This window comes from Methylobacterium pseudosasicola, assembly GCF_900114535.1.
In the GTDB taxonomy this organism is placed as follows: Bacteria; Pseudomonadota; Alphaproteobacteria; order Rhizobiales; family Beijerinckiaceae; genus Methylobacterium; species Methylobacterium pseudosasicola.
Window position 1 is genome coordinate 255,603 of the sequence record NZ_FOTK01000001.1, and the last position, 25,155, is coordinate 280,757.

17 protein-coding genes are annotated in these 25,155 nt (G+C 70.7%); 8 read left to right on the plus strand and 9 right to left on the minus strand.

All coding sequences use genetic code 11. The annotated features are described in order from the left end of the window. Nucleotides 1-16 precede the first annotated feature (16 nt). On the plus strand, nucleotides 17-514 hold the full coding sequence (locus tag BM228_RS01275) for a MarR family winged helix-turn-helix transcriptional regulator (RefSeq protein WP_092036401.1): 498 nt from the start codon (nucleotides 17-19) through the stop codon (nucleotides 512-514). Between the two features lie 19 nt (nucleotides 515-533). Then, entirely contained in the window at nucleotides 534-908 is a 375-nt protein-coding gene (locus BM228_RS01280) for an antibiotic biosynthesis monooxygenase family protein (RefSeq protein WP_092036403.1), read from the plus strand. A gap of 15 nt (nucleotides 909-923) precedes the next feature. On the opposite strand, the gene BM228_RS01285 is transcribed toward BM228_RS01280, so the two are convergent. Next, on the minus strand, nucleotides 924-2,120 hold the full coding sequence (locus BM228_RS01285) for an MFS transporter (protein WP_092036405.1): 1,197 nt from the start codon (nucleotides 2,118-2,120) through the stop codon (nucleotides 924-926). Nucleotides 2,121-2,182: 62 nt separating this feature from the next. Here BM228_RS01285 and BM228_RS01290 point away from each other — a divergent pair, with 62 nt between their 5' ends. The 3 genes from BM228_RS01290 (at nucleotide 2,183) to argC (ending at nucleotide 4,972) form a co-directional block, all read left to right on the plus strand. Then, the gene (locus BM228_RS01290) at nucleotides 2,183-2,995 is read left to right on the plus strand and encodes an AraC family ligand binding domain-containing protein (protein WP_092036407.1); all 813 of its coding nucleotides are present in this window, start codon (nucleotides 2,183-2,185) and stop codon (nucleotides 2,993-2,995) included. A 67-nt stretch (nucleotides 2,996-3,062) separates the two neighbouring features. After that, nucleotides 3,063-3,674, plus strand: a complete 612-nt coding sequence (locus BM228_RS01295; RefSeq protein WP_092036409.1) for an NIPSNAP family protein — start codon at nucleotides 3,063-3,065, stop codon at nucleotides 3,672-3,674. A gap of 320 nt (nucleotides 3,675-3,994) precedes the next feature. Further along, nucleotides 3,995-4,972, plus strand: a complete 978-nt coding sequence (gene argC, locus BM228_RS01300; RefSeq protein WP_092036411.1) for an N-acetyl-gamma-glutamyl-phosphate reductase — start codon at nucleotides 3,995-3,997, stop codon at nucleotides 4,970-4,972. Nucleotides 4,973-5,057: 85 nt separating this feature from the next. Here argC and BM228_RS01305 read toward each other — a convergent pair whose 3' ends face one another. The 7 genes from BM228_RS01305 to BM228_RS01335 form a co-directional block, all read right to left on the minus strand. Next, nucleotides 5,058-6,161 (minus strand): microcin C ABC transporter permease YejB, encoded by a 1,104-nt coding sequence (locus BM228_RS01305; RefSeq protein WP_092036413.1) that lies wholly within the window; start codon nucleotides 6,159-6,161, stop codon nucleotides 5,058-5,060. 7 nt (nucleotides 6,162-6,168) lie between these two features. After that, on the minus strand, nucleotides 6,169-8,022 hold the full coding sequence (locus tag BM228_RS01310) for an extracellular solute-binding protein (protein ID WP_092036415.1): 1,854 nt from the start codon (nucleotides 8,020-8,022) through the stop codon (nucleotides 6,169-6,171). Next, nucleotides 8,019-9,896, minus strand: a complete 1,878-nt coding sequence (locus tag BM228_RS01315) for an extracellular solute-binding protein (protein ID WP_092036417.1) — start codon at nucleotides 9,894-9,896, stop codon at nucleotides 8,019-8,021. Before BM228_RS01315 ends, BM228_RS01310 begins: the two co-directional genes overlap by 4 nt. 457 nt (nucleotides 9,897-10,353) lie before the next feature. Continuing rightward, complete coding sequence (locus tag BM228_RS01320) at nucleotides 10,354-12,438, minus strand: hypothetical protein (RefSeq protein WP_092036419.1); 2,085 nt, start codon at nucleotides 12,436-12,438, stop codon at nucleotides 10,354-10,356. Nucleotides 12,439-12,649: 211 nt separating this feature from the next. After that, nucleotides 12,650-15,469: a DUF4159 domain-containing protein gene (locus BM228_RS01325; protein ID WP_092036421.1), complete on the minus strand. Its 2,820-nt coding sequence runs from the start codon at nucleotides 15,467-15,469 to the stop codon at nucleotides 12,650-12,652. Between the two features lie 7 nt (nucleotides 15,470-15,476). Beyond that, complete coding sequence (locus BM228_RS01330; protein ID WP_092036423.1) at nucleotides 15,477-16,388, minus strand: DUF58 domain-containing protein; 912 nt, start codon at nucleotides 16,386-16,388, stop codon at nucleotides 15,477-15,479. A gap of 2 nt (nucleotides 16,389-16,390) precedes the next feature. After that, nucleotides 16,391-17,395 carry an AAA family ATPase gene (locus BM228_RS01335; RefSeq protein ID WP_092036748.1) on the minus strand — a complete coding sequence of 335 codons (1,005 nt, stop codon included), beginning with the start codon at nucleotides 17,393-17,395 and terminating at the stop codon, nucleotides 16,391-16,393. 290 nt (nucleotides 17,396-17,685) lie between these two features. Here BM228_RS01335 and BM228_RS01340 point away from each other — a divergent pair, with 290 nt between their 5' ends. Next, the gene (locus BM228_RS01340) at nucleotides 17,686-20,793 is read left to right on the plus strand and encodes a rhamnan synthesis F family protein (protein WP_092036424.1); all 3,108 of its coding nucleotides are present in this window, start codon (nucleotides 17,686-17,688) and stop codon (nucleotides 20,791-20,793) included. A 17-nt stretch (nucleotides 20,794-20,810) separates the two neighbouring features. Further along, entirely contained in the window at nucleotides 20,811-22,346 is a 1,536-nt protein-coding gene (locus BM228_RS01345) for a glycosyltransferase family 2 protein (protein WP_092036426.1), read from the plus strand. A gap of 295 nt (nucleotides 22,347-22,641) precedes the next feature. On the opposite strand, the gene BM228_RS01355 is transcribed toward BM228_RS01345, so the two are convergent. After that, entirely contained in the window at nucleotides 22,642-23,913 is a 1,272-nt protein-coding gene (locus tag BM228_RS01355; RefSeq protein WP_092036430.1) for an FAD-dependent monooxygenase, read from the minus strand. 95 nt (nucleotides 23,914-24,008) lie between these two features. On the opposite strand from BM228_RS01355, the gene tesB reads away from it, so the two are divergent. Next, complete coding sequence (tesB, locus tag BM228_RS01360; RefSeq protein ID WP_092036432.1) at nucleotides 24,009-24,908, plus strand: acyl-CoA thioesterase II; 900 nt, start codon at nucleotides 24,009-24,011, stop codon at nucleotides 24,906-24,908. Nucleotides 24,909-25,155 lie beyond the last annotated feature (247 nt).

Genomic DNA, 25,155 nt, shown 5'->3' on the forward strand with positions numbered 1-25,155 from the left:
GTTTATGATCCCGAGAATGACACAAGCGGAGTCCTTTACCGCCAAGCCGGCTGTTCGGCGCCGGGATACGCTGACGGACCTCGTCATCGACGTTTTCCGGCTCAACGGCGCCCTGCTCGCCTCCGGCGACGCTTTGGTTGCGGATCTAGGCTTGACCAGTGCCCGCTGGCAGGTGCTGGGCGCCATCGCATTCGCATCGGTCCCGCTCCCGGTGGCGCACATCGCCCGCAACATGGGTCTGACCCGCCAGGCGGTTCAGCGCTCGGTCGACGACATGCGCGCAGACGGTCTCGTCCGCCTCGATCCGAATCCGCACCATCGGCGCGCTATGCTGATCAGCATGACCGACCTCGGCGAGGCCGCCTATCAGGCTGCGAGCCAACGTCAGAGATCCTGGGCTGAAGCCCTGGCCGCCGGCCTCCCGCCCGAGAATATCGAGGCTGCCCGTGATCTCCTGCGCCTGTTGCAGCGTCGCCTCGACAATCCCGCCGCCTCAGCCCCCACCGCGCAATGATCGAAGGAGACTTGCTGACATGCCGAATTTTATCGAGATGGACCGCACCGTCACGCTAGCCGACCAGCTCAAGAATGAGGATGCCGGTGGGCCGGTGGTCCTCGTCAACACGTTCGTCGTGCCGCCCGAGGATGCCGAGCGCCTGCTGACCGCTTGGAGCGCCGACGCCGCGATCATGAAGCGCCAGCCGGGCTTCATCTCGACCCAGCTGCATCGCGGCATCGCCGGCAGCGGTGCATTCCTGAACTACGCCGTCTGGGAGTCGGTCGCGCAGTTCCGGGCGGCGTTTTCGAACCCGGAATTTCAGGCCCGACTCGCCGATTACCCGCAGAGCGCGACGGCCAGCCCGCATCTGTTCCGGCCGATCGCAGTCCCGGGCATCTGCGTCGCCTGAAGCCGGGCCGGCCTCCTACTCCGCCGCTGCCAGGGCGGCGCGCGGCCCGCCCTGCGTCAGCTTCAGGAACCCGAGCGCCGAGAGCCAGATCACCGCGCCACAGGTCGCCGCGATGCCGAGCACCAACGCGAAGCCGCCGCGGTCATGCAGCACCGCGATCGCCGGGACCACGAAGCCGCTGGCGGTGAAGCCGACGAAGTAGCGCACGCTGTAAGCCCGGGCTCGATAGGCCGGCGGCACGTAGCGGGCGATCATCGCATCGTTGATCACCACCTGCCCGTAGATCGCCGTCATGGCCAGCATCAGCCCGGCGAGCAGCGGCAGGCCGGTAGAAAAGGCTGCGAGGCCGAGTCCTAGCGGCTGCAGCACCGAGAGCGTCACGAACAGGGACGGCAGGCTGAACCGGTCGATCAGCCGGCCCATGGCGAGCTGCATCAGAGCCCCGAACAGGAAGACCACGGTGGCGAGCGAGCCGATCAGCGCCAGCGGCAGCGCTTGGCCGACGCCCTCGTCGATCACCTTCGGCAGGCTGATCGTGGTCAGGTTGAAGGTGACGCCGCCGGCGAAGATCGCCAGAGCGTAGAGGGCCATCAGCGCGAAGGGCCGGCTCACCGCGATTGCGGCCGCCCCCCCGGCCTTCTTGCCGCCGGCTTCGCCGTCGTTCGGGACCAGCGCCAGGAAGGCGGCGCCGCAGGTGAGGCAGACGAGGCCCGGCACCACGAAGGCCGCCCGCCAGCCGGCGGTGGCGGCCAGCAGCGCGGTCACCCCCGAGGCCGAGGCGGCGCCGAGATTGCCCCAGACGCCGTTGACGCCGAGGTCGCGCCCGAGCCGGCGGGCATGGGTCACCAGCATGGTCGAGCCGACCGGGTGGTAGATCGCCGAGGCGAGGCCGAGCACGCACAGCCAGAGCGAGAAGCTCAGCGGCGTCGTGGCGCTCGCCACCCCGAGGCAGGACAGGCCGTAGCCGAAGAAGAACACCGCCAGCATGGTGCGCCGGCCGAACCGATCCGCCAGCCAGCCCATCGGCAGCGAGCACAGGCCGAAGGCGACGAAGGCGCCGGTGGCGAGCCCGATCAACTCGCCGTAGCCGAGCCCGGTCTGGGCCGCGATGGCGATGACCGCGGTCGGGTAGATCAGCAGCACGAAGTGGTCGAGGGCATGCGCGACGTTGACGAAGCGCAGCGTGCGGCGGGACAGGGTTTCCGAATCCATCGCGGCATATCCTCCGGGATCGCCCCCTGATACCCTGGCCCGATGGAGGTGTCGGGCCGGATATGGATGCGAACGGGCCATTTTTGCTGGGTGGTCCGGAATGCGCCCGACGCTCCACCGACGCCGCCGACTATCAGGACGTGCCCCGCGCGGTCGCGGTGATGCCCAAGACCTATCCGGCCGGGATGCGGCTGGACCGGCATTTCCACCCGCGCGCGCAACTCCTCTACGCCACGGAGGGCCTGATGATGGCCTCGGCCGAGGACGGCACCTGGGTTGTGCCGGAGGGCCATGCCCTGTGGATCCCGCCGCGCCTGCCGCATGCCGTGGCGACCCATGGCGCGGTGGCGATGTGCTCGGCCTATCTCGAGCCGGCCGCGGTGTCGGCCTTCCCGGATCGCTGCCGGGTGATCCTGGTCTCGCCGCTCCTGGCCGCAGCGCTCGCGGCGCTGGGCGCGGAGCCGGTTCTGTACGACGAGGCCGGCCGCGGCGGCCACCTCGCCGCCCTGGTGCTCGACGAGATCGGCCGCGCCCCCGAGACGCCGCTCACACTGCCGCTGCCGCGGGATGCCCGCCTGCGCCGGGTCTGCCTCGGCCTGATCGCGGATCCGGCCGCCGCGGACGACCTCGACGCCTGGGCCGACCGCGCCGGGGCGAGCCGGCGCACGCTGACCCGGCGCTTCCGCACCGAGACCGGCCTCAGCTTCGGCGACTGGCGCGCGCGAGCCCGGGTGATCCGCGCGCTGGCCCTCACCGCCGAGGGACGCCCGGCGGGCGCTGTCGCGGCGGCGGTGGGCTACCGGAGCGCGCAGGCTTTGCGGAGCACGGTGGCGCGGGTGCTGGGCAGTGGGGGAAGCACTGTAGGTCCCGTGTGACCCTCGCCCCGAGATCGCGGTGATCTAGCTTCAGCCGGGCGACGCAAGCGAACGGAGGCGCCCGGCCATGCTCTACGAACTCGCTACGCTGTCCTGCCCGTTGCTAGCGGTCGGCCAAGTCTCCGAGCGGGCGCGAGCCTGGACCGCCGAGACGGAGACCGGGACGCTGCTCGGCTGCTGGCGCACCGAGATCGGCACGCTGGGCCGGGTCGTACTTCTGCGCGGCTTCGAGGCTCCCGAAGCGATGAATGCGGAGCGGCGGCGCGCCCTGATGAACCCCGCGCCGTTCCACGCGGGCGATCGCCTCACGGCTCTGACCATGGACAGTTACGCGCCGTTCCCGTTCCTGCCGCCGGTGCGGACTGGCCCGCGCGGCGGCGTGTACGAGTTCCGGACCTATCGGCTCAGGCCTGGGGGCCTCGCGCCGACGCTGGCGGCCTGGGAGGCGGCGATCGAGCCGGCCAAGCCCTACACCGCGCATCTCATGACCAATATGTACGCCCTCGATGGGGCTCCCCGGATCACGCACATCTGGGCCTTCGCCAGCCTGGAGGAGCGCGCGACGCGACGCGCGGACGCCTATGCCTCCGGCGCGTGGCCCCCGAAGGGCGGCCCCGACCAGATCCTCGAGGCCACCTCGACTATCGCCCTGCCGGACCCGGGCTCGCCGCTATCATGAGTGGTAGGTCTCGTAGGTTAGATCCGGGGCTTGAGACCCGTCCTGAAGGTCCGACCGGGTGGTCAGCAGACATTCCGCTTGACGATGAAAGTGGGTGGCGACAGTGTTTCAGAACATGACCAGGAACGAGACCCTTCGTGACCGACGCCGTTGCACCCAAGCGGCGGCTCTCGGGGCTGCGCGTCGTTCTGCGTCCTTCCGCGTGGTGACGGCCTCCCTGTAGGTCCCACCCCTGGAACGGCCCCGGCCCGCATTCCTGAACCCCCGCAGCCCTCGGCTCCGGGGGTTTTCTTTTGCCCGAACCCCGGAAGGATACCACCATGAGCCTACGCGTCGGCATCGTCGGCATCAGCGGATTTGGCGGCGGCGAGGCGATGCGCCTGATCGCGAGCCACCCGTCCTTCGAGCTGGTCTACGCCGCGGGCGAGGGCAGTGCCGGTAGCCGGTTGGCGGATCGCTACCCCGGCGTGCCGGCCAAGCTCGCCGAGCTGGTGATCGAGAAGTGGGACCCGGAGGCCCTGCCGAAGCTCGACGTGCTGTTCGCGTCGCTGCCCACGGGCACTTCGGCCGAGGCGCTGGCGCGCGTCCCCAAGGACGTGAAGATCGTCGATATCGGCGGCGACCACCGCTACGTCGCGGGATGGACCTACGGCCTGGCCGACGTCTGGCCCACTGAGATCGCGGGGCAGGGCCGCGTTGCCAATCCCGGCTGCTTCCCTGCGGCGACGCTGACCGCGCTGGCGCCGCTGCTGGCCGACAAGCTGATCGAGCCCGGCAACATCGTGATCGACGCCAAGACCGGCATCTCCGGTGCCGGCCGAGGCGGCGCCGACAGCCGGTTCGGCTATGCCGAGAACAACGAGAACTTGGTGCCCTACGGTCTGCTCAAGCACGTCCACATGCCCGAGATCGCCACGACGATCGAGCGGCTGAGCGGCGGCAGCGCGGCCGGGCTGGTGTTCACGCCGCATCTGGTCCCGATGACCCGCGGCGTCCTCGTTACCGTCTACTGCCGCGGCCGCGCCACCACGGACCAGTGCCTGGCTGCGGCCCGGCGCTTCTACGCCGGGCGGGCCTTCGTCCGCGTGACCGAAAAGCCGCCGCAGACCAAATGGGCGACCGGCTCGAATCTCGCATTCGTCAGCTATGCGGCTGATCCGGAGCGCAACCTGGTGATTGCGATGGGCGTGGTCGACAATCTCGGCAAGGGCGCGGCCGGGCAGGCGGTTCAGAATGCGAACCTGATCTGCGGCCTGCCGGAAACCGCGGGGCTGGACGGCGTACCCGTATGGCCGTGACGAAGGCGGTCTTGCCGGCAGCTATTCAATACCACACCACTTCAGATTGGAACCGGCCGGCATCCGATGTCGCCCGATCGGCCCCTCACGTCGCGCGCGCGGAAAAATCGATCCGCGGGTCGATCCAGACGTAGATCAGGTCCGAGAGCAGGTTCACCGCCAGCCCGAGCAGGGAGAAGATGTAGAGGGTCGCGAACACCACCGGATAGTCGCGGCCGACGATCGAGCGGAACGATAATTCGCCGAGGCCGTCGAGGGAAAAGATCGTCTCGATCAGCAGCGAGCCGGTGAAGAAGGCCGAGATGAAGGCGCCGGGGAAGCCGGCGATCACGATCAGCATCGCGTTGCGGAAGACGTGGCCGTAGAGCACGCGCCGCTCGGACAGGCCCTTCATCCGGGCGGTCAGGACGTATTGCTTGCGGATCTCGTCGAGGAAGGAATTCTTGGTGAGCAGGGTCGAGGTGGCGAAGGCGCCGATCACCAGGGCGGTGAGCGGCAGCGCCATGTGCCAGGCATAGTCGGTGAGCTTGTGCCAGGCGGAGAAACTCTCCCAGCCCTCGCTGGTCAGGCCGCGCAGCGGGAACCACTGGTAGAACGAGCCGCCGGCGAACAGGATGATCAGCATCAGCCCGAACATGAAGCCCGGGATCGCGTAACCGATGATCACCACGAAGGAGGTCCAGCGGTCGAACCGCTCGCCATCCTTGACGGCCTTGCGGATGCCGAGCGGGATCGAGATCGCGTAGGACAGGAGCGTCATCCACAGGCCGAGCGAGATCGAGACCGGCAGGCGCTCCTTGATCAGCTGGATCACGGTGACATCGCGAAAATAGCTGCGGCCGAAATCGAACCGCGCGTAGTCCCAGAGCATCTTGGCGAAGCGCTCGGGGGCCGGCTTGTCGAAGCCGAACTGCTTCTCCAGCTTGGCGATGAAGTCCGGGCTCAATCCCTGCGCGCCGCGGTAGCGGGAATTGCTCTCGCCGCCGCCTGCTGATCGACTGCCTCCGCCGAGATCGCCGCCGCCGCCGGTCACCCGCGACAGGGCGCCGTCGCCCTGGCCCTTCATCTGCGACAGCACCCGCTCCACCGGGCCGCCGGGGGCGAATTGCACGATGGTGAAGGTGATCAGCATGATCCCGAACAGGGTCGGGATCATCAGGCCGATGCGGCGCAGGATGTAGCCGAGCATGATCGTCCTAGTCCCGCCCGATCCGCTTGGCCTTGTCGGCCTCGTACCACCAGGTGCCGGGGGCGCCGAGATCGTATTTGGGCGGGTTCGCCGGGCGGCCGTAGATATCCCACAGGGCGAGGCGGTGCGCGCCGGAATACCACATCGGCACCCACAGGCGCTGGGCCCGCAGCAGCCGGTCGAGGGCCCGGCACGCCGTAGTCAGCGCGGCCCGGGACTTGGCATCCGCGATGGCCGTGAGCAGCGCGTCGATGGCCGGATCGGCGACGCCCGAAAGGTTGTTGGAGCCCTTGGTGGCGGCTGAGCGGGAGCCGTAGAGCTCACGCAGCTCCGTGCCCGGCGTCACGCCGCCGGAGAAGCGCCGGGAGGTGACGTCGAAGTCGAAATCGTTGACCCGGGCCTGGTACTGCGACGGATCGACGGTGCGGTTGGTCGCCTTGATCCCGAGCAGGCCGAGATTGCGGATGAACGGCTGGGTGATCGCCTGGAAGACCGGATCGTCGTCCAGGAATTCGATGGCCAGGGGCTTGCCGCCCGGCAGCACGAGGCCCCCGCCCTGGCGGGTGCAGCCCGCCTCCCGCAGCAGCGCGTCGGCGCGCTTGAGCAGCGCCCGGTCCTGGCCGGACCCGTCCGAGACCGGGGGCATCCAGGCCTCGGCGTACACCTCCGGGGGCAGGTCCTTGAACGGCTCCAGGAGGGCCAGTTCCTCGGCCGAGGGCTTGCCGGTGGCCTTGAGGTCGGAATTCTCGAAGAATGAGGCGGTGCGCGTGTAGGCGCCGTACATCAGGTTGCGGTTCGACCATTCGAAGTCGAAGCACAGGCCGATCGCCTCGCGGATGCGCGGATCGCGGAACGGCTCGCGGCGGGTATTGATCCACCAGCCCTGGGTGCCGCTGGGCCGCGCATCCGGCACGGTCTGGCGGATCACGCGGCCCTCGGTGGCGGCGGGGAAGTCGTAGCCGGTGGCCCAGACCCGGGCGGTGAATTCCTCGCGGAACGTGAAGGCGCCGCTCTTGAACGCTTCGAAGGCCACGGTGCGATCACGGAAATATTCGTAGCGGATCGCGTCGAAATTGTTCTGCCCGGCCGTCACGGCGAGGTCGGCCGCCCAGTAATCCGGGACCCGGTCGAGCCCGATGGAGCGGCCGGGATCGACGGCGCCGACTTGGTAGGGACCCGATCCCAAAGGCGCCTCGAGGCTCGACGCCTCGAAGTCGCGGGCCCCGTAATAGGCAGCGGAAAAGATCGGCAACTGCGCCACGAACAGCGGCAGGTCCCGGGCGCGGCCCTCCGCGAAGGTCACGACGAGGGTGTCGTCGCCCTCGGCCCGGGCGTCGGTCATCGGCCGGATCACCTCGGCGATGGAGGGGTGGCCCTTGTCGCGCAGGAGCTTGAGGCTGAAGGCGGCGTCCCGGGCGGTCAGCCGCGAACCGTCGTGGAATCGGGCCTGCGGGCGCAGCGCGAAGGTGTAGGTCAGGCCGTCGGGGCTCACCGTCACGGCGCGCGCCACCAGCCCGTAGACTGAATCCGGCTCGTCCAGCGCCCGGACCATCAGGCTGTCGAAGGTCTGGTCCAGCCCGGCCGCGCCGTCGCCGCGCAGAACGTAGATGTTGAGCGTGTTGAAGGTGTTGAGCGCCTGGTTGCCGATCGTGCTGACGAGCTGTGTCGAGAACCGGCCACCCTTCGGGGCGATCGGGTTCACGTAGTCGAAATGCTCGAAGCCGGGGCCGTATTTCAGCTCGCCGAAGCTCGACAGGCCGTGGCGTTCCTCCGCGGCGGCCCAGGCGGGGCGCAGGGCAGCGAGGGCGCCGGCGCCCAGCACGAGGCCGCGCCGGCTCGGCCGCCAGGGGCGGCGGCTCAACGCGGGGCTCCGGTCTTGGCGGCCAGTTTCTCGTCGTACCACCAGGTCGTCGGGAAGCCGGACCCGGCATAGCGCGGCAGGATCCCCGGATGGCTGAACCGGTTCCAGCGCAGGGTCCGCTGCTCGCTGGCCGACCATTGCGGCACGACGTAATCGTGCGCCAGAAGCACCCGGTCCAGCGCCCGGGTGGCGGCGACCAGGCCGGCCCGGTCGGGGGCGTAGATCACCTTCTCGATCAGCGCGTCGATGCCGGGATCCTTGATCCCGATCAGGTTGCGCGAACCCGGCTTGTCGGCCGCGGCCGAGCCCCAGAACTCGCGCTGCTCGTTGCCGGGCGACAGTGACTCGCCCCAGGCGTTGCCGATGATATCGAAATCGAAGTCGCGGACCCGGTTCTGATATTGGGCCGCATCGATCACCCGCAGGGTGGCGTCGATGCCGATGAGCTTGAGCTGCGCCGAGAAGGGCAGGATCACCCGCTCGAACGCGTTCTGGAATTCCAGGAACTCGACGGTCAGAGGCGCACCCGTGGCCTTGTCGACCATCTTGCCGCCGCGTAATTCGTAGCCGGCTTCACGCAGCAGGCCCACGGCCTCGCGCAGGTTCTTGCGCACGGCCTCCGGCGTGTCATTCACCGGGTTGGCGTAGGGCGTGGTGAAGACCGAGGCCGGGATCTTGTCCTTCACGCTCTCCAGAATCGCTTTCTCCTCGCCTTCCGGCAGGCCCGAGGAGGCGAGTTCCGAGCCGAAGAAATAGGAGTTGATGCGCTTATAGAGGCCGTAGAACAGGGCCTTGTTCATCTCCTCGAAGTTCATCGCCAGGTTGAAGGCCCGGCGGACCCGCGGGTCCTTGAATTTGTCCCGGCGGGTGTTGAACGCGAAGGCCTGCATGATACCCGTGCCGCGCTCCGGGAACGCCTCCTTGATCAGGCGGCCCTCCTTCACGGCCGGGAAGTCGTCGTAGGCGGTGGCCCAGTTGCGGGCGATGTTCTCGGCCCGGAAGTCGTAGAGGTCGCCCTTCAACGCCTCGACCAGCACGGTGCCATCGCGAAAGTACTCGAAGCGCTCGGTGTCGAAGTTGTTGCGCCCGGCATTCACCGGCAGGTCCTTGCCCCAATAGTCCGGTACGCGGGCGTAGGTGACGCTGCGGCCGGGCTCGAACTTGGCGAGCCGGTAGGGGCCGGAGCCGAGCGGCGGCTCCAGGGTGGTCTCGGTGGGATTGCGCGGCTTGCCGTTGGCGTCCTTGCCCTCCCACCAGTGCTTGGGCAGCACGCGCAGCTGGCCGATCACCTGCGGCAGCTCGCGGTTGCCCTTCTCGGTGAAGGTGAAGGTCACCTCGTGCGGCCCGGTCGCCTCGGCCTTGGCGACCGTCTGGTAATAGGCGGCGTAGAACGGGCTGTTCGCCTTCAGCACGCCGTAGGACCAGACCACGTCCTCGGGCGTGATCGGTTTGCCGTCATGCCAGCGGGCATTCTCGCGCAGGCGGTACGAGACCGAGCCGAGATCGGGGGCGATCCGCACCGCCTCGGCCAGAAGGCCGTAGGAGGTGAACGGCTCGTCCAAGGATTCGGTCATCAGCGTATCGTAGATCTGCTGGACCCCGCCTTCGAGGTCGCCCTTCAGGCCGGCGACGACGATGTTGAAGTTGTCGAAGCCGCCCTGCGCGCCGAGCCGGACCAACCCGCCCTTTGGGGCGCTGGGGTCGGCATAGTCGAAATGCTTGAAGTCGGGGCCGTATTTCGGCTCGCCCATCAACGTGATGGCGTGGGTCCACTGGCCAGTGGCCGCCGGCATCGCGGCCGGTTCCTGTGCCCGGGCCGGGGCGAACTGGAGGCAGGCGACCAAGAGCGTCGCGGCGAGGAGGCGTCCAGTCACGGGCAGGCTGTCTCCATATCGGCGCACCGTGCGGTGCGGGAATTCGAGCTTTCGAAGGGTCTTAGGCCGGGTGCAGCCCGGGCGTCGAGGTCACATCTTTGTCGGTCGGTGCGCGACTGGGGCGTGACGCGCCGCACAGGACCTTTTCGACCAGCTGGATGCCCACGCCTTTCTTCCCCCGCGGCTACGATGTTCACACATCGTCGTCCGGAAGGCGGAACGCGCTCTCCTCCCCCTTGTGGGGAGGAGTTGGAGGTGGGGGTGGTGCAGAAGGCATCGCTGCGCCTTATCCGGCACCACCCCCACCCCTGCCCCTCCCCACAAGGGGGAGGGGAAAAGCGTGATGTTTCAGATGCCTGCTGCTGAGCCTGAGGTGTAATTCTGCTAGCCCCCCTAAGAAGAGCGAGGGAAAGCGTCGCGGTTGGGGAAGCGGTGGCGTGTCGCCGTGTCACAAAACTCAAACCGCCCGCCCGCGGCGCCCCTCGACCAGCCACATGGCGAGCACGGCGGCCGCGAGCGCCGCCAGAGCGGCGAGGCCGAGGGCCAGCGGGTAGACCTCGACACCGCGGATATTGGCGCTGTCACTCGGGCGGAAGCCGATCCAGTCGCCGCCGGCCAGGCGTCCGCTGCGCACGGTGGCGAGCCGCGGCACCTGCGTGGTGCCGCCGGCATCCGCGACCCGGCGGATCGAGCCGCCGGAACCCTCCGCCACCGCCTTCAGGCGCTCGGTGTCGCTGAACACGTCGGCGAGCTCGCGCGGGTTGGCCGGGCCAACGCTGACGAAGGCCACGAGACTGCCCGAGCGCAGGGTGTGCAGCCCCAGTGCCTCGGCATCAAAGGTGGCGCTGAACAGGCCGGGCTCGCCGGGCTTGAGGGTCAGCGTCGTGATCTTGCCGGTGGGGCCGGTGACGGTCACCGGCTCGACCTGCTCGGCCATGGTCTGGCGCTCGACGCGCACTTCCCGGCCGCGGCCGGTGGTCTGCGCCCTCAGTGCTTCCTCTTCGAGGGCCGGCTCCTTCATCAGCCAGTGGGCCAGGCGGCGCAGCAGGTCGAGATAGGGGCCGCCCTCCTGATAGCCCCGGGCCCAGAGCCAAGCATGGTCGGACAGGAGCAGCGCGACGCGGCCCTTGTCCTCCCGGGACAGGGCGAGGAGCGGCAGCCCCTCGGCGCCGGACAGGATCGGCTGGATGCCGGGCCGGGTGCGGGCCTGGACGATACGCAGCCAGTCGCCCCAGGCGGGCGGGTTGGCGTCCGAGCCCGGCAGGTCGCGGGTGACCGGGTGGCGCTGGCCGATCTGGGTCGGCGTCGCCTTGTAAGGGCGTTCGACCACGCGCCCGTCCGGATCGCCCGGCAGGATGCCGGCGAGCCGCGTGCGGGCCAGGCTGGCCGGGCCGGCATATTCTGGTCCGGCGGCGACGAGCAGCGCCCCGCCTTCGCGCACGTAGCGGACGATGTTGTCGAAATAGGCCTGCGGCAGCACGCTCTGGTTGGCGTAGCGGTCGAAGATGATCAGGTCGAAATCCTTGATCTTCTGGACGAACAGCTCGCGGGTCGGGAAGGCGATCAGCGACAATTCGGAGATCGGCGTGCCGTCCTGCTTCTCCGGCGGGCGCAGGATGGTGAAGTGCACGAGGTCGACGTTGGCGTCGGACTTCAGGAGGTTGCGCCAGGTTCGCTCGCCCTGGTGCGGCTCGCCAGAGACCAGCAGCACCCGCAGCTTCTCGCGGATGCCTTCGATCGGCAGGACCGCGCGGTTGTTGACCGTGGTGAGCTCACCCGGCAGCGGCTCGACTTCGATCTCGACCACGTTCGGGCCGCCATGCTCGATCCGGGTGGTCAGCGCGAAGGGCTTGTCGGTGGCGACGTCCCGGCGGTCGATCTCCTCGCCGTCGCGGCGGACCGTGACCACGGCGTGGCCGGTGCCGCCGCGCTCCATCACCTCGGCGCGGATCGTCAGGTCCTTGCCGACGATGCCGAAGCGGGGGGCCTCCAGGAGCTTGATCTGCCGGTCGCGCTCGTCCGGATGGCCGGTGACCAGCACATGGAGCGGCGCCTTGATGCCGAGCTGGGCCATCGAGACCGGAATATCGTGGACCACGCCGTCGGTGAGCATCACGATCCCGGCGAGACGCTCGGGCGGCACGTCGGCCAGCGCCTGGCCCAGGGCCGTGAACAGCTTGGTGCCGTCGTCGCCGTCCTTGGCGTCGGGCACGTCGATGAAGCGCGGCTCGATATTGGTCAGCGCCCCGAAGCGGCGCTGCAATTCGGCCCGGACCGCGTCGGTCATCTGCGGCCGGTCGCCGAGCGCCTGGGATCCAGAGCGGTCTACCACGATGGCGGCGATGTCCTTCACCGGCTCCCGGTCTTCCCGCACCAGAGCGGGGTTGGCGAGGGCCGCCAGGACCAGGGCGAGCACCAGGGCGCGCAGCAGCGCCGTCCGACCCCGCGCCACGAAGGCGAGCACGGCCAGGACGACGACGATCAGCCCAAGGGCGGCCAGGAGCGGCCAGGGGAGGAGGGGGGCGAAGCTGAGGCTCAGCATGGCGTGCAAGCCTCCAAGATGCGCGTGAGGGTGGCCGTGCGCCCATCAAACCCCCTCATCCTGAGGTGCCGCGTCAGCGGCCTCGAAGGAGGGCTCCAGGGATCGCCGAGCCGGCTGGAAAGCTCCTTCGAGGCGCCCGCTGCGCGGCCGCACCTCAGGATGAGGGGATCTGATGGGAGCGAGCGTTGCCCGGGAAACGTGGCGATGCCTGTCACTGTCCGAGCCGCTCCAGCAGCGCGGGCACGTGGACCTGGTCCGCCTTGTAGTTTCCGGTGAGCGTGTAGATCACGATGTTCACGCCGCCCCGGAAGGCCATCTCGCGCTGGCGTTGGTCGCCGCCGACCACGGGGTAAAGCGGCTCGCCGCGGCGGCCCACAGCCCAGGCGGCGGCGAGGTCGTTGCCGGTGATGATGATTGGGCTGACGCCGTCGCCGGCCCGGGCCGGGCGGCGCTCGGCGCCCTCCGCGGCGGGGGGCAGGGCCTCCACCCAGGTCTGCCCAGTGGCGTAGCGGCCGGGGAAGCTGTCGACGAGGTAGAACGCCTTGGTCAGGACGTGGTCGAGGGGCACCGGCTCCAGCTCCGGCACTTCGAGGGTCGCCAGCATCTTGCGCAGGTAGGCCGCCTCCGGGGAGGGCGGGCCGCCCGGGCGGGCGGTGAGCGCGTCGCGGGTGTCGAACAGGACCGTGCCGCCGTTGCGCATGAAAGCGTCGATCTTGCGGATCGCCGCCTCGGAGGGCTGAGGCCGGGACGGCGCGATCGGCCAGTAGATCAGCGGATAGAAGGCAAGCTCATCCTTGGCGGGGTCGATGCCCGCGGGCTCGCCCGGTTCGAGGGCGGTTCGCGAGGCGAGCATCTGGGTCAGGCCGGTCAACCCGGTCCGGCTCGCCTCGTCGAGGGCCGCATCGCCGGTGATCACGTAGGCGAGCCGCGTGACCAGGGACGATTCGATGCCGTTCGGCCGGTTGGCGGGCGGCTCCTCGGCGCGCAGGGGCTGCGCCGGCAGGGCGGCGAACAGCAGCAGGCCCGCGAAGGCCAGCACCGCCGGGCGTCCGCGCAGGCGGCTCGCCCAGGCGGAGCGACGCAAGAAGCCGCCGAGCCACAGGCCGGCCAGGGTGTCGAGGGCGAGCAGCAGCAGCGACAGGGTGAACAGGGTCGGGCGCAGATCCAGGGTCTCGGCTCCGGCGAGGGTTCCGATCCGGGCGCCCTCGAGCGCCGCGGTGTCGAGGGGTTTCAGGCGGTCGTCGGGCTTCAGCGCGTTGACGCTGATGCCGCCATCGGCCGGACCGTAGAAGCCGGGCGGGTGCTCGGCGTTCCCCCGGTCGGCATAATCGGCCGCGACCGCGGTGGCCGAGGCGGGGGGCGAGCCGAGCGCCCCGAACCCGTCCAGCGTCGCCCGGGGGGCGAGCACGATCGCGGAGGCGCGATTGGCCTCGCCGACGGGAGGCGCCGAGGCGCCGGCGAGCCCGACCACGCGCCGGAGCATGTCGATGAACAGGCCCGAGAGCGGCAGGTTCGACCAGGTCGTGTCGGCGGTGACGTGGAACAGCACCAGCGTGCCCTGGCCGCGCTTCTGCGCGGTGACGATCGGCGTGCCGTCCTGCAGGGAGGCCCAGGTCCGGTTGGGGAGGTCGCCGTCCGGCTCGGCCAGGATCTGGCGGCGCACGCCGATATCGGCCGGCGGGGTCAGGCCGGCGAACGGGCTCTCGGGTGGGAACGGTGCCAGGGTCTTGGGGCTGTCCCAGGACAGGGTGCCGCCGAGCGTCCGGTTGCCCCGGCGCAAGCGAACCGGCACCAGCGGATCGTTGCCGGCGGCGAGGCGCGGGCCTGCGAAGCGCAGCAGCATGCCGCCAGCCTTCACGAAGCTCTCGACCCGGGCGGTGGTCCGCTCGTCCAGCGCGCCGACATCGGCGAGCACCAGCACCGAGACTTGGTTGTCGAGGAGCTGGTTGATCGAGTCCGCCGTGCCTTTGGCGCCGCGCGCCTCCTGCACATCCGCGAAGGGCTGGAGCGCCCGGGCGAGGTAATAGGTCGGCGCCAGCAGCGGCTGGGCCTGGTCGAGGGTGCCGCCGAAGACGAGGCCGACCCGGCGGCGCTTGCCGCGCTCGTCCTGGAGCACCACGGCCCCGGCCGAGCGCTCCCCGGCGATCTCCAGGCGGCTAATGCTGTTGCGCAGCTCCACGGGCATCTCGAAGGCGGCCGTGGCCTCGGTGGCGTCGCCCGCGAAGGCAATGTCGCGCTCGGCGAGCGGCAGTCCCTTCTGGTCGAGCGCCCGGACGACACCGGTGTCGCGTCCGTTCGGGGCGGCTCGCAGGGCCCGGACCGTGAGGGTGCCGCCGGTCTCGGTGGCGGTGAGCGCCAGGGCCGGCGGCCTGTCAGCGCGCAGAACGGTCAAGGCGGCGCCGCTGCCGCCGACGAGGTCGGCCAGGCCCTTGGCGAAGCGCTCGTGGCTGGCGCCGGCGACGCCGTCGCTGATCCAGACGAGGCCGGCGCCGCGGTTCTTCTCCAGGAACATCCCGATGCTGGCGAGATGCGCGTCGCGGGTCGGCAGGATCGGGCGCGGCGCCAGGGCGCGCAGGCGCTCCAGGGCAGCGGCGGGCGTCTTGGCCTCGAAGGCCGCGGGCGGCTCGGCCAGACCGATCACCGCTACGGGCCGTCCGTCCCGGGCGGCGCCCTCGACGGCGTCGGTGGCGACCCGCAGCCGGTCGCGCCAATCGTGGGCGGCGGCGAAGCCGTTGTCGAGGAGCACGAGGAGCGCACTGCGCCCACCGCCGGCCCCGACGCCGCCGGGATTCCAGACCGGGCCGGCGACCGCCAGGATCAGGGCGGCGGCGATCAGCAGGCGCAGGAGCAGCAGCCAGGGCGGGGTGCGCGCCGGCGTCTGCCGCTGCGGGATCAGGTCGGCGACGAGCTTGAGCGGCGGGAACTCGATCCGGCGCGGGCGCGGCGGCGTCACCCGCAGCAGGAACCACAGGGCCGGCAGGCCGATCAGGGCGGCGAGCGCCAGGGGCGCCGCGAAGGTCAGACCCAGCATGGCGGCCTCACTCCGGGCCGCGCGCGGCGATCAGCGTGGCGAGCCGCAGGGCCGCCTCACTCGCCGGGCGGTCGGTGCGGTGGATGGTGAGCGTCCAGCCCTGCTGGCGGGCGATCGCCTGGAGAGCGGCGCGGTGTTCGGCGATGCGGGCGCGGTAGCGGTCGCCCCAGGCGCCGGCATCGCCGATGTCGAGGCTGAGCCCACCTTCGAGATCGTGCAGCACCGCCTGGCCGGTGAACGGAAACGTCTCTTCGATGGGGTCCACGACCATCAACAGGTGGCCGCGGCTGCCCCGCCCGGCGAGGCTTTGCACGGCGGTCGCGATCCGGTCGGGATTGGTGAGGAAGTCGCCGATCAGCACCACCTCGTCGAACCGGGCCGGGCTCGCGCGGGGCGGCAGGTCCTGCTCCAGGCCGGTTTTGTCGGCGACCAGCGCCTGGATCATCCGCTCGACGATGCCCCGCGAGGCGGTGGCCCGGGTGAGACCCAGGAGCCCGACCCGCTCGCCGCCCTCGACGAAGGCGTCGGCGAGCGCTAGCCCGAGGACCAGGGCCCGCTCGACCTTGGGCGCCGATGCCAGGTCCGACGCAAACCCCATCGAGGCGGAGCGGTCGATCCAGAGCCAGATGTTGTGGGCCGCCTCCCATTCGCGCTCGCGCACGTAGAGCCGGTCATCCCGGGCGGAGCGGCGCCAATCGACCCGTGCGGCGGCCTCGCCGGTGACGAAGGGGCGGAACTGCCAGAAACTCTCGCCCGGCCCGGCCCGGCGGCGGCCGTGCAGGCCGTGGGCCAGCAGGCTCGACACCCGCCGCGCCTCCAGGACGAGGCGGGGCATTTTTTCGGATAGGGCGGTCGCGCCCTCGCTCTCGCGCCTGCCGGGGGTGCGCCGTTCGGAGCCGAGGGCGTGTGTCCCGACCAAGGCTAAAGCTTCTCGGCGAGCTTGCCGATCAGGCCCTCGATGGTCTCGCCGTCGGCGCGGGCGGTGTAGCTGAGCGCCATCCGGTGCTTGAGCACCGGCTCGGCCAGGGCCTTCACGTCGGCCACGGAGGGCGCGACTCGGCCCTCGATCAGCGCCCGGGCGCGGGCGGCGAGCGTCAGCGCTTGGCTGGCGCGGGGGCCGGGACCCCAGAGCAGCTTGTCCTTGACCAGTGGATCGCCGCCGTCGGGCCGGGCGGCGCGCACGAGGTCGAGGATCGCCTCGACCACGGCCTCGCCCACGGGCAGCCGGCGCACCAGGCGCTGGGCGGTGAGCAACTGCTCGGTGGACATCACCGCGTGCGGGCGCACCTCGTCGATGCCGGTGGTCTCGATCAGGATCCGGCGCTCGGCGGCGCGGTCGGGGTAGCCGACGTCGATCTCCAGCAGGAAGCGGTCGAGCTGGGCCTCGGGCAGGGGATAGGTGCCCTCCTGCTCGATCGGGTTCTGGGTGGCGAGCACGTGGAACGGCCGCGGCAGGTCGTGGCGGGCGCCGGCCACCGAGACGTGGCCCTCCTGCATGGCCTGGAGCAGGGCCGATTGCGTGCGCGGGCTCGCGCGGTTGATCTCGTCGGCCATCAGCAGCTGGGTGAAGACCGGCCCCTGCACGAACCGGAAGGCCCGGCGGCGCTCGGCATCCTCCTCCAAAATCTCGGTGCCGAGGATGTCGGACGGCATCAGGTCCGGGGTGAACTGCACACGCCGCGCGTCGAGGCCGAGCACCGTGCCCAGGGTCTCCACGAGCTTGGTCTTGGCGAGCCCCGGCAGGCCGACGAGTAGGCCGTGACCGCCCGCCAGGATCGTCACCAGGGCGAGGTCGACGACCTTCTCCTGCCCGAAAATCACCCCGTGGATCGCGTCGCGCGCCTGACCCACCGCGGCGAGGCAGGTCTCCGCGGTCGCCACGATGCCGTCGTCGAGGCTGGTGGCCGGGCTGATCGCCTGCGTCATGCGGTTGTCCGTCTCCTGTCCGGGGCTCCGGAGAACCCCGTCGGTCATCCGGCCAATGTGGGGCCGTTCGCACCGGGCTGGCAAGGTCGGGATCGCCGCACGCGATTCGGGCGGGATTATCGGCGGGTTGGGAACCGCTGCGCGGCGGCCCCGCGACACGGCCCTTGGCGCAGGCCGGCCGGACCATTAGGAAGGCGCGCGAGCCGGGGCGGCCGGCTGAACTTCCTGATGTCTCTCGCGGATTGCGGCGTAGGCAGCACAGCGGGCCTCCCGCGTATCCGGTACTCACCATGCGCCTTCGAGATGTGTTCGTCGCCGGGCCCGCGCGGTCCCTCACGCGCCCGCTGGCCCGGCGCCTGAAGCGGCGGCGGACGAACGAGCCCCGCCAGGCGGATCTGGTGGCGGCCGTGAAGGCCTCGGGCCTGTTCGATCCGGCTTGGTACGCGCGGCGCTATCCCGACGTGGTCGGGGAGGGGATCGACCCGGCCGTGCATTACGCGGTCCATGGCGGGCGCGAGGGCCGCTGGCCGTCGCCCCTGTTCCACGGCGACCGCTATCTCGACGCCGTCCCGGGCCTGCGCGCCGAGGGCGTGAACCCGCTGATCCACTATATCGAGCGCGGCGCCGATGCCGGCATCGCCCCCAATCCGCTGTTCGACCCCGACTGGTACGCCGCGCGCTATCTCGGAGGCACCGACGCCCGCGCCCGGGCGTTCTTCCACTTCGTGAAAAGCCCCGACACCGATCCGTCGCCGCTGTTCGAGTCCGCCTGGTACCGGTCCCGCTACCCGGACGCCCGAGAGGCGGGCGGCATCGCGCTCGCGCATTACTACGAGACCGGCCGGAAGCAGGGCTACCTGCGCAATCCGGAGGAGTTCGCCGGGCTGTCGCGGCATGTCGACCTGATCCGCCGCTCCGGCATCTTCGACGCCGAATTCTACCGCGGGCGCTGCCCCGAGGCGGAGACCAGCGGGCTGGAGCCCCTGGAGCATTACGTGATGGCCGGCGGCTACCGCCGCTACGCCCCGCATCCCCTGTTCGATCCCGACTGGTACGCCGCGCAATCGGTTGCGGTGCGCGCCGACAGCCTCAACCCGCTGGTGCATTTCATCGAGCACGGCGCCCGGGAGGGGCTCGATCCCGGACCCTGGTTCGACACGCGTTGGTACACGAAGACCTATCTCGCCGACGATGAGACGGGGGCGAACCCGCTCGCGCATTTCCTGGCCGACAATGGCCGGCGCACGAGCCCGTCCCCGCGCTTCGACGCGCCCTGGTACCTCGCTCGCTACCCCAGGGTCGCGGCGCTCGGGCTCAACCCCCTGGTCGACTACGTCACCACCGGGCTGGAGGCGGGCCGCCTGACCCGCCGGGTCGCCGGTGCCGCGGTGCCCGAGGCCGCGGACGCCCGCCTGTCCTGCCTGAAGCGGGAGCCGCGCCGGCACGGCCGCACCGCCCTGTTCATCACCCATGCGCCGGAGGGGCGCATCCGCGGCCATGTCGAGCCCTACCTGCGGGCGTTCGCCGAGAACGGCATCGACATCGTGCTGATCATCGCGGCCGACCAGCACAAGACCGTGGTGCCGGAGGCGATCCTGACGCTCTGCGCCTCGGCCTACCTGCGCGAGAACACCGGCTTCGATTTCGCGGCCTGGGCGCATGTCCTCCTGGAGGACGATGACCTGCTCGATTCCGAGACCCTGTATCTCGCCAACGACAGCCTAGTCGGGCCCCTCGACAGCGGCGACTTCGCCGGGCTGCTGGCGAAGATCGATTCCTACCCGGAGGCGGTGATCGGGCTTGCCGACAATTTCTACTACAGCCACCACCTGCAGAGCTTCTTCCTGGCCCTGAAGAAGCGCTGCCTGTCCTCCTACGCGTTCAACCACTTCATCCAGTCGGTGGCGAACTGGCCGGACAAGAACATCGTCATCACCGAGTACGAGCTGACCTTCTCCGGGCGGATGCGGGCCGCCGGGCTCGGGATGCGCAGCCTGTTCTCGGCCCAGAACAAGCACATGACGCTGGTCAACGACCCGCGCAATAACCGCACCCTGTTCGACTGGGAGAACATGCTCAGCCAGGGCTTCCCGTTCGTGAAGCGCTCGCTCTTGGGCGAGCACGCCGCGATCGGCGGCGCGGCGGTGCGCGCGGCGATCGAGGAGCGCGGCTTCGACCTCGACCGGCTCGACCAGACCTTCACCTATCCCGGCCCCAAGATCTGGGCCGATCTGCGCAAGCCCCAGGCGCCGGAGCGGCCCCTGCGGGTCTCCTACGTCTCGCCGATGAACTACGCCAACGGGCTCGGCGTCGCGGCGCGCAGCTACGTGCGGGCGCTGCACCGGGCGCCCTTCGCCCTGAACGTGCATCCGATGGAGCGGTCGTTCCACGTCCATGCCCGGGTCGGGCCGGGCTGGCAGGCCCGGACCTTCTCGGGGGCGCCGGACGTCGCCCTGGTGCATTTCAACGGCGACAGCTGGCACTCCCTGATGAGCGCGCGGCAGCTCGACATCGCCGCGAGCGCCCGGCTCAAGATCGGGCTGTTCGTCTGGGAGACCTCGCATGTGCCCGGGGGCTGGCTGCCCACCGTGGACGGCCTCGACGCGATCTGGGCGCCGACCGAGTTCTGCGCCGCGATCTTCCGCCAGATCACCGACATCCCGGTCGATGTCGTGCCCTACGTGGTTGAGAACGAGCCCGGCGAGCCGGCGAGCGCCGCCGCCAAGGCCAACCTGTGCAAGGCGTTCTCCATCGACCCGGCCAAGAAGATCATCCTCTACGCCTTCGACGGGTCGAGCTATCTCGCCCGGAAGAACCCGCACGCGCTGATCCGGGCGTTCCGGGCCGCGGGGCTGGCGCAATCCGGCTGGCAGCTCGTGCTCAAGACCAAGCACGTGTTCGACCTGCCCGACGAGGGCAAGAAGCTGCTCGACCTCGTCGGCAAGACCGGCGACGTGGTGGTGATCGACCAGCCGCTCTCCCAGAACGAGCTCGGCGCCCTGTTCGAACTCTGCGCGGTCTACGCCTCGTCGCATTCCTCGGAAGGCTTCGGCCTGACGATCGCCGAGGCTATGGAGATGGGCAAGGTCGTGGTCGCCACCGATTACGGCGGCAGCCGCGACTTCCTCGACGCGACCTGCGGGTTCCCCGTGAAGGCGGAGGTCACGGCCCTGGACCAGACCTACGGGCCATATCTGCGCGGCGCCGAATGGGGGCAGGTGGACGAGGCCGACCTCGCCCGCGCACTCACCGACGCCGCCCGGACGGTGACCAGCGGCGACGCCGCGCGGATCGGCGCCGCCGCCCGCGCCCGGATCCGCGAGCGCCTGTCGATCGGCGCGGTGGCCGCCGCCATGGAGGCGAGCCTGTCTCGTCTTCTCAAGGCCGAACGTAGCTGACGCCCGGGAGACGCGCCGTGCTGAACAAAAAACCGGTCCCGGCCCCGTCGGCCTCATGGAGCGCCCGCGCCTGGCCGGACGCGATCCTGCCGCTGCCCCTCGACGAGCGCTTTCACCCGGTCGACGAGCGCAAGCTCGGCCAGGTCGCCGCCGGTGCGCTTCCCGCCTGCCGGGCGGTGTTCGTGGCCCCGGCGGCGTCCGAGCTGCACCCCGACCTGTTCGAGCCGATCCTCGCCGCGATGGCCGAGCGCCCGGATATCGGCATCTTCTACGGCGACGACGCCGTGGTGGACGGCGCGGGCCAGGTCCGCAGCGTCCATTGCAAGCCGGCCTTCAACCCGGCCCTGCTCATGGCCGACGACTATATCGGCTTCCCGCTGGTGATCCGCGTCTCGGCCCTGGCAAGCCTCAACCCGGATTTCGGCCGGCGCACCGGCAACGCCGCCTGGTTCCGGCTGCTGCTCGACGCGGTCTCGGCGGGCATCGGCATCGACCGGATCCCGCAGACGCTGATCGCCTCGCCGCTGGCGCGCCCGAAGGCGAAGCGCGCTGCCCGGGCCGACGTGCTCGACCGCTGGTTCCAGGGCTCGGGCGCCCCCCTGCGCACCGCCCCCGGCCTGACCGCGGACACGCTGGAGATCCGCCGCAGCCTCGATGTGCGCCCGCCCGTGACGCTGGTTGTGCCGACCGCCCAGAGCCGCCCCCGGGACGAGGACGGCCGGGTGATCGAGTCGGCCAAGCCCCACGTCATCAACTTCCTCGACAGCCTCGGCCGCAGCACCTACCCGGCCGACCGGATCCGGGTTCTGATCGGCGACGACAAGGCGGACGACGCGATCTATCGGGGCCGCTCCGACCGGTTCGCCGTGACCCGCCTGCTCACCACGCGGCCCGAGGGCGCGCCGTTCAACTACGCGGCCAAGATGAACACCCTCTGGCGCGCCGCCGAGACCGACCTCGTCATCCTGATGAACGACGACCTCGTGGTGCGCCGCGCCGGCTGGATCGAGGCCCTCCTGACCTTCGCACTGGACCGCGGCGTCGGCGGCGTCGGCGGGCGGCTGCTGTTCCCGAGCGGCAAGATCCAGCATGCCGGCATGTTCGGCGGCATCTTCGATGTCTGCGCCCATCCCTGGTACAACCGCGACGCCGCCGAGCCCACCTACGGTGACTGGGCGCTGGCGCAGCGCGACTGCTCATCGGTGACCGGCGCGCTGTTCGCCACCCGCAAAGCGGTGCTGGAGGCGGTGAACGGCTTCGACGAGCGTTTTGCCCTCGACTTCAACGACGTCGATCTGTGCTTCAAGCTGCGGATGCTCGGCTACCGCATCGTCTACACGCCGTTCGCCGAGATGGCGCACCACGAGAGCGCCTCCCGCCAGACCAGCTTCGCCCCGGGCTCGCAGATCTCGCGCTTCCTGCGCCGCTGGCACGACGTGCTCACCGACGACCCGGCCTACAGCCCGCAGCTGCGCACCGACACCGACGTGGTCGCGCCCCGGGCCGATGCAGCCCGCTGGGTGACGGAACGGAGAGCGGGGCAGACGGCCTGAGGCTGCCAAGTTCGAGACGGTGCGCCGCTCCTCCTCATGGATCGGGTAGCGAAGCCAAAAGGTGCCGGACGAAGCGCGGGTCCCCTCTCCCGTGCGGGAGAGGGACAGGGTGAGGGGTGCGACCTCTCCGGAAAGTCCTGGTCCCTCACCCCAACCCTCTCCCGCACGGGAGAGGGCGCGCGTTGCGCCTCACAGATGCCGACCTGCGAGCACCGGAAATCTGGGACAGACAGGGCGCTTGTCATGTCTGAACGGCGCCTCTTGTCGAACCGTAGACGCGTTGAAGTTTGATCCCTTACAGCGCCTCGCCGCGCATCAGCCGGGGCCGGGTGCCCCGGGAGGCCGCGGCCTCGCCGATGAAGAAGCGCTTGAGCCGGGGCAGCCGGTCGACGATCCCGAGGCCGAGGTCGCGGGCGAGCCGCAGCGGCAGGGCGTCGTTGGAGAACAGCCGGTTCAGCCCGTCGGTCGCCGCCGCCATGGCGAAGCTGTCGAACCGGCGGGCGCGCTCGTACTCGCGGAGCACGTCCGGGCTGCCGGGATCGAGCCCGAGGCGCAGCGCCCCGGTCACCGCCTCGGCCAGAGCGGCGGCGTCGGCCAGGCCGAGATTGAGGCCCTGGCCGGCGATCGGGTGGATGACATGGGCGGAATCCCCCAGCAGCGCCAAGCGCTCCGCCCGGAACGCCCGGGCGATGCCGAAGGCCAGCGGATGCCGGCTCGGGCCGTGCTCCAGGGCCAGCTTGCCCAGGTCCAGGGTGAACCGGCGCTCGATCTCGGCCAGCACCTCGTCAGGCTCGCCGGAGAGCAGCGCGTCGGCCTCGTCGGCCCGCTCGGTCCAGACGATCGAGGAGCGGTGGCCGAGGGACCCGCCGTCCCGCAGGGGCAGGATCGCGAACGGTCCGGCGGGCAGGAAATGCTCGAAGGCTCGGCCCTGGTGCGGCCGGGCATGCCCGATCGTGGCGACGATGCCGACCTGCGGATAGGACCAGCCGACCCAGCCGATCCGTGCCGCCTCCCGCAGCCGCGAGCGCGCCCCATCGGCGGCCACCAGCAGGTCGGCCTTGAGGGTGGCGCCCGTGGTCAGCTCCGCCCGGATCGCCGCGCCCTCCGGCACCGCCCGCACCACGCCTCCGGTAACGATCTCCACCCCTGCGTTCCGGCAGGCCTCGGCCAGCGCCTGCGCCAGGGGCTCAGCCTCGACCATGTGGGCGAAGGGCTCGCCCGCCGCCCGATCGTCCTGATCCTCCGTCTCCGGCCCGAAGGTCAGGAAGACCGGCCGGACCGGGTCGGCGATTCGGCTGTCGCTGATCACCATCTCGGCGATCGGCTCGGCGACGGTCGCGATCCGCTCCCAGAGTCCGAGCTGCCCCAGCATCCGCCGCCCGCCCGCCGCCAGCGCGTAGGCGCGGCCGCGATGCCGGGCGGGATCGGCGCCGTGAGGGTCGATCACGGTTACGGCGAGCGCCGGGCCGTGGGCCTGCTTGAGCGCGAGCGCCAGCGCGAGGCTGGCGAGGCCGCCCCCGGCGATCAGGAGGCTGCGGCTGCCGGGGCGGGGCGTCTGGGCCGTCATCGTCACGGATCTCCGATCTGGGGGCCGAGCGCGTGGATCGCTCCGCCCGAAAGGCCTATGTCGCGTTTGGACGACGAACGGAAACCCCGCGACTCATGACCGACGCCACCACCGACGCGCTGACCGACGCGGTCGCCGAGCTCATCGCCATCCTCGACCTCGAGCGCCTCGAGGTCGACCTGTTCCGCGGCCAGAACCCCAAGACTGGCTGGCGCCGCGTCTTTGGCGGCCAGGTGGTGGCGCAGGCCCTGGTGGCCGCCACCCGCACGGTGCCGGACGACCGGCCGGCCCATTCGCTCCACGCCTATTTCATGCTCCCGGGCGATCCCCGTGCGCCAATCGTCTACGAGGTCGAGCGCATCCGCGACGGCCGCAGCTTCACCACGCGACGGGTCAAGGCGATCCAGCACGGCCGGGCGATCTTCGCCACCACAATCTCCTATCAGGTCTCCGAGGGCGGGTTCGAGCACCAGCCGGCGATGCCCGATGTCGCGGGGCCGGACGGCCTCCTCGACGGCAAGGCGCTGGCGGCCTCCGGCGCCACCGGCATGCCAGAGGCGGTCGCCGCCTATTTCGGTCGCGAGCGCCCGATCGAGCTGCGCCCGGTCGATCTCGACCGCTACATCGCTCGCCGCAAGGACGGGGCGCCGCCGGAGCCGGTGTTCAATGTCTGGCTGCGCGCCGCTTCCGCCCTGCCGGACGATCCGGCCCTGCACCGGGCGGTGCTGGCCTACGCCTCGGACATGACCCTGCTCGACGTGTCGCTGATCCCGCATGCCAGTTCGGTGTTCGATCCCAATATCCAGGCGGCGAGCCTCGACCACGCCCTCTGGTTCCACCGCCCGGTCCGGGTCGATGACTGGCTGCTCTACGCCCAGGACAGCCCGGCCGCTGGCGGCGCCCGCGGCTTCGCCCGAGGCCAGATCTTCGATCGCGCCGGCAATCTCGTCGCCTCGGTGGCGCAGGAGGGTCTGATCCGGCCACACGGGGGATGACGTCACGGCGCAGGACGGCGCCTCGCGAGGTGGATCCTTGTCCGATCCAGGCTGCGACGGCTGCAAGCCGAACCACCTCGTCATCCCGCGGCGCCGAAGGCGAGCCCGGGATCCAGATCCGCCGGCAGTACCAGACTTTGCGCCACCTGCGTCTCTGGATTCCGGGCTCCGCTTCGCGGCCACCGGAATGACGGAATGGGCGCTGAGGCGAGGGGGGTCGCTTAGAACCCGAGGGCGACGATATCGC

Bases quoted from the DNA above. Each gene is read 5' to 3' on its own strand.
- BM228_RS01275 (WP_092036401.1), top strand. From the start codon at position 17: ATGACACAAGCGGAGTCCTTTACCGCCAAGCCGGCTGTTCGGCGCCGG.
- BM228_RS01280 (WP_092036403.1), top strand. From the start codon at position 534: ATGCCGAATTTTATCGAGATGGACCGCACCGTCACGCTAGCCGACCAG.
- BM228_RS01285 (WP_092036405.1), bottom strand. From the start codon at position 2,120: ATGGATTCGGAAACCCTGTCCCGCCGCACGCTGCGCTTCGTCAACGTC.
- BM228_RS01290 (WP_092036407.1), top strand. From the start codon at position 2,183: ATGGATGCGAACGGGCCATTTTTGCTGGGTGGTCCGGAATGCGCCCGA.
- BM228_RS01295 (WP_092036409.1), top strand. From the start codon at position 3,063: ATGCTCTACGAACTCGCTACGCTGTCCTGCCCGTTGCTAGCGGTCGGC.
- argC (WP_092036411.1), top strand. From the start codon at position 3,995: ATGAGCCTACGCGTCGGCATCGTCGGCATCAGCGGATTTGGCGGCGGC.
- BM228_RS01305 (WP_092036413.1), bottom strand. From the start codon at position 6,161: ATGCTCGGCTACATCCTGCGCCGCATCGGCCTGATGATCCCGACCCTG.
- BM228_RS01320 (WP_092036419.1), bottom strand. From the start codon at position 12,438: ATGCTGAGCCTCAGCTTCGCCCCCCTCCTCCCCTGGCCGCTCCTGGCC.
- BM228_RS01325 (WP_092036421.1), bottom strand. From the start codon at position 15,469: ATGCTGGGTCTGACCTTCGCGGCGCCCCTGGCGCTCGCCGCCCTGATC.
- BM228_RS01335 (WP_092036748.1), bottom strand. From the start codon at position 17,395: ATGACGCAGGCGATCAGCCCGGCCACCAGCCTCGACGACGGCATCGTG.
- BM228_RS01340 (WP_092036424.1), top strand. From the start codon at position 17,686: ATGCGCCTTCGAGATGTGTTCGTCGCCGGGCCCGCGCGGTCCCTCACG.
- BM228_RS01355 (WP_092036430.1), bottom strand. From the start codon at position 23,913: ATGACGGCCCAGACGCCCCGCCCCGGCAGCCGCAGCCTCCTGATCGCC.
- tesB (WP_092036432.1), top strand. From the start codon at position 24,009: ATGACCGACGCCACCACCGACGCGCTGACCGACGCGGTCGCCGAGCTC.